The sequence below is a fragment of the Geminicoccus sp. genome (assembly GCF_035556675.1).
Taxonomy (GTDB): domain Bacteria; phylum Pseudomonadota; class Alphaproteobacteria; order Geminicoccales; family Geminicoccaceae; genus Geminicoccus.
The window spans coordinates 1-3751 of record NZ_DATMFZ010000021.1; the positions used below are offsets into that span (position 1 = coordinate 1).

Sequence of the window (3751 nt, forward strand, 5' to 3'; positions counted from 1 at the left end):
CGATGCATTGGCCGAGGGGGCCAATGGCGGGGTGCTGAAGGCGGTGGCGGGTGGCGAGAAGCTGTTCGGCATGATCGTCGACTTCATGCCGATCCGCGAGCAGGCCAAGGGGGCGCCGGTCTCGTTCGTGTTTCCCGAGGAAGGCGTGTCGGCGGTGACCGAGCCGGTGGCGATCCTGAAGACCACGCAGAACCCGGAGGCCGCCCGGGCCTTCGTCGACTTCCTCGTCTCCCGCTCCGGCCAGGAGCTGGCGGCCGCCCAGGGCTACATTTCCGCCGACCCGGCCGTGGCGCTGCCCGAGGGCTATCCGGCCCGCGACACGATCAAGGTCCTGCCCTTCGACCCGGCCAAGGCACTGGCCGAGGAGGCGGACAACCGCGCCCGCTTCGAGGCCATCTTCCAGCCGTGATCGCGACCCTGCCCGGCCGGCCGGCAAGTGGCCGGCCCGAGGGACGGCCGGGCTTCTGGCTGCTGCTGGCGATCGTGCTGGTGCTGGCGGCCCTGCCGGTCGGCCGCCTGCTGCTCCAGGCGCTGGCCGGCGACGCGCTGGCGCCGCTGCTGGCCCCGGCCAGCCTGCGCGCGGCCTGGCACAGCATCGAGAGCGGCGTGCTGTCCGGCCTGCTGGCGCTGGTGCTGGGCACAGGCATGGCGCTGCTGCTGGGGGTCACCGACCTGCCCCAGCGCCACCCGATCGGTATCCTGTTCGTTTTGTCCATGCTGATGGCGCCGCAGGTGACCGCCCTGGCCTTCACCGTGCTGGCGGGGCCGGCCTCGCCGCTGCTGAACGCACTGGGCATGGCGCCGGCCGCCGGAACGCCCAACCCGCTGATCGGCCGGGGCGGGGTGATCCTGGTGCTGGGCCTGCACCATGCGCCGCTGGTCACCATCCTGGTGCTGGCCGGGCTCAAGACCGTGCCGCACGAGCTGGTCGAGGCGGCGGCCATGGACGGGGCCGGCCAGCGCACGCTCCTGGCCCGGATCGTCCTGCCCCTGCTGGCGCCGCAGCTGGTGGCGGCGGCCCTGCTGGCCTTCGTCGCGGCCTTCGGCAATTTCGGCATCCCGGCCCTGCTCGGCATGCCGGCCGGCTATCTGACCCTGCCGACCCTGATCTACCGCGAGCTGGTCGGCAACGGGCTGGGGGTGATCGACCGGGCGGCCCTGCTGGCGGTGGCGATGCTGGTGCTGGTGCTGCTGCCGGCGGGCGGCGCCGCGGTGGTGCTGGCGCGCTCGGGCACCAGGCGGAGCACGGAGCGCCCGCTCGGCCGCTTCTGGCGGCTGGGCCGCTGGCGGCTGCCGGGTCTGGTGCTGGCCTGGGCGATGGTGGCGCTGGTCCTGTTCCTGCCGCTGGGGGCGCTGCTGGCTTCGGCCCTGGCCCCCACCTACGGCGCCAGGCTCACCCCGGCCTCGGCGACGCTCGCCCATTTCGCCGAGGTGCTCTGGCGCCAGGACGTGACGGTGCGGGCCTTCCGCAATTCCTTCCTGTTCGCCGGTGGTGCCGCCCTGCTCCTGGCGCTGGTCGTGGTGCCGGTGGGGCATGCGCTGGACCGGGCACCGGCCAGGGCGCGCCAGCTGCTCCTGCCGCTGATCGAGCTGCCCTACGCCCTGCCGGGCATCGTGCTGGCGATCGCCTGCATCCTCCTGTTCGTCCGGCCGCTGCCGCTCCTGGGCGTCACCATCTACGCCACGCCCTGGATCATCCTGTTCGCCTACATGGCGCGATTCCTGCCGGTCGTGCTGAAGCCGCCGCTGGCGGCACTGGCGCAGCTCGAGCGCGCCCAGGAGGAGGCGGCGGCTTTGGATGGTGCGGGGCCGCTCGCCCGGCTGGTCCATGTGGTGCTGCCGGCGATCTGGCCGGCGGTCACGGCCGGCGGACTGCTGGCCTTCCTCCTGGCGTTCAACGAGCTGACCGTGTCGGCCCTGCTGTGGACCGCCGGCACCGAGACGCTGGGGGTGGTGCTGTTCTCGCTGGAGGAGGCGGGCCTGGTCAGCGAGGCCAGTGCGGTGGCGCTCTCGGCCACCGCCGTGGTGGTGCTGCTGGTGGTGGCGATCGACCGGCTGGGCGACCGGCTGCCGGCCGGGACGCTGCCCTGGCGGTTGTGAAGACCGTCGTTTCCGACCGCTCACGAACGTCTCACGCAGCTGTGTCCGGATGTGTGCGCGATGCGGCGCTGGCGGGTGATGCGCGCCTGTTGCCGGCCGGTGATTGTCCAGGGGCACCGCACGCGCAAGGCGACCCGGCGTGCGGTGCGTGTCGCTGGCCGACAGGATCCCCGGGTGCGCTACCGGCCTGAGAAGCCGGCAGCATGATCCTGTTTCTTCAGTGGATTTCCGAGCAGGCGCGCACGTGCGACCGGGCGGCCTCCTTAGCCACTGCGAGCTGTCCAGTCCTCTCTTCTCAACTAGGTGCAATCATGGCTCTCATCTTCGGTACTCCTGGCGACGACAAGGATCCGCCCATTCCCGGCACGCCCGAGGCGGACGAGATTCATGCCCTGGAAGGCAACGACCGGATCTTCGGCGGGGCCGGCGATGACCTGCTGTTCGGCGAGGCCGGCGACGACCTCATGCTGAACGGCGAGGATGGCGACGACCGCATCTATGGCGGCGACGGCAACGACAAGGGCATGTACGGGGCCGCCGGCAACGACATCGTCGATGGCGGGGCGGGCAACGACGATCTGTTCGGCAACAACGGCGACGATGTCCTGCGCGGCGGCGACGGCCTGGACCGCCTGATGGGCGGCGACGGCAATGACGTCATCATCGCCGGTGCGGGCAACGACCGCGCCTATGGCGGCAATGGCAGCGACATCATCGCCGGTGGCGAGGGTGACGACACCGCCTGGGGTGACCGCACCGCCGTCGGGGTCGAGACCACCGTCGGTGCCGCCGACCGGATCTTCACCGGCAGGGCAACGACCAGATCTTCGGCGAATATGGCGACGACAGCCTCGACGGTGGCGCCGGGGACGACGTCATCTACGGTGGCAGCGAGACCCTGACGGTCGACACCGGCAACGACATCGGGACGGGCGGTGCGGGCAACGACATCATCCGCGCCGGCGACGGCGACGACCGGTTCTTTGGCGCGCTGGGCGACGACCAGCTGTTCGGCGAGGACGGCAATGACGGCCTGTTCGGCGGCATGGGCGACGACGTGGTCGACGGCGGTGCCGGCAACGACGAGCTGGACGGCAAGGACGGCGCCGACCAGCTGCTCGGTGGCGAGGGTGACGACAAGCTGACCGGTGGAGCCGGCGACGACATCCTGGATGGCGGTGCCGGGGCCGACCAGATCAACGGCCAGGCCGGCAACGACACGCTGACCGGTGGTGCCGGCGAGGACTTGTTCATCATCCTGCGCACCGAAGGCGACCAGGACACCATCACCGACTTCGAGGTCGGCATCGACACGATCTCGCTGCGCGGCAACGGCAACACGGTCGAGAACGCGATCGCCGGCGCCACGGTGGTCGAGGGCAATACCGTGCTCAACCTGGGCCTGAACCACACCGTCACCCTCACGGGCGTGACCGGCGTGGATGCCTCCTGGTTCGGCTGAGCCGGGTTCCGGCTCGAGCGGGAGCCCCGGCCGCCTGGTGCGGCCGGGGCTTATGGGATGGTCCGCCCCTCACGGCCTGGCGCTACATGGCGCAGGCGCTGAGGGAGGGAGGGACCGATGACGAAGACACCGATCGCGGTGCTAGGGATCGACCTTGGCAAGACCAGTTGCAGCCTGGTGGGCTTGAAC

The 3751-nt window shown here is 71.3% G+C and carries 4 protein-coding genes and 1 pseudogene; all 5 read left to right on the forward strand.

The window, feature by feature from the left end:
* Positions 1–409, forward strand: a 409-nt coding sequence (locus VNS22_RS01385) for an ABC transporter substrate-binding protein (RefSeq protein WP_325728835.1), incomplete at its 5' end; no start/stop codon positions are given.
* A complete protein-coding gene (locus VNS22_RS01390; RefSeq protein ID WP_325728838.1) occupies positions 406–2100 on the forward strand; it encodes an iron ABC transporter permease in 1695 nt (564 codons plus the stop codon). The genes VNS22_RS01385 and VNS22_RS01390, both read left to right, overlap by 4 nt.
* Positions 2101–2411: 311 nt before the next feature.
* A complete protein-coding gene (locus tag VNS22_RS01395; protein ID WP_325728840.1) occupies positions 2412–3002 on the forward strand; it encodes a calcium-binding protein in 591 nt (196 codons plus the stop codon).
* Positions 2924–3142: pseudogene (locus VNS22_RS28475) on the forward strand (calcium-binding protein); the annotation flags it as partial. The gene VNS22_RS01395 and the pseudogene VNS22_RS28475, both read left to right, overlap by 79 nt.
* Before the next feature lie 3 nt (positions 3143–3145).
* Positions 3146–3562: a calcium-binding protein gene (locus tag VNS22_RS01400; protein WP_414653289.1), complete on the forward strand. Its 417-nt coding sequence runs from the start codon at positions 3146–3148 to the stop codon at positions 3560–3562.
* The last annotated feature ends 189 nt before the right edge of the window (positions 3563–3751 follow it).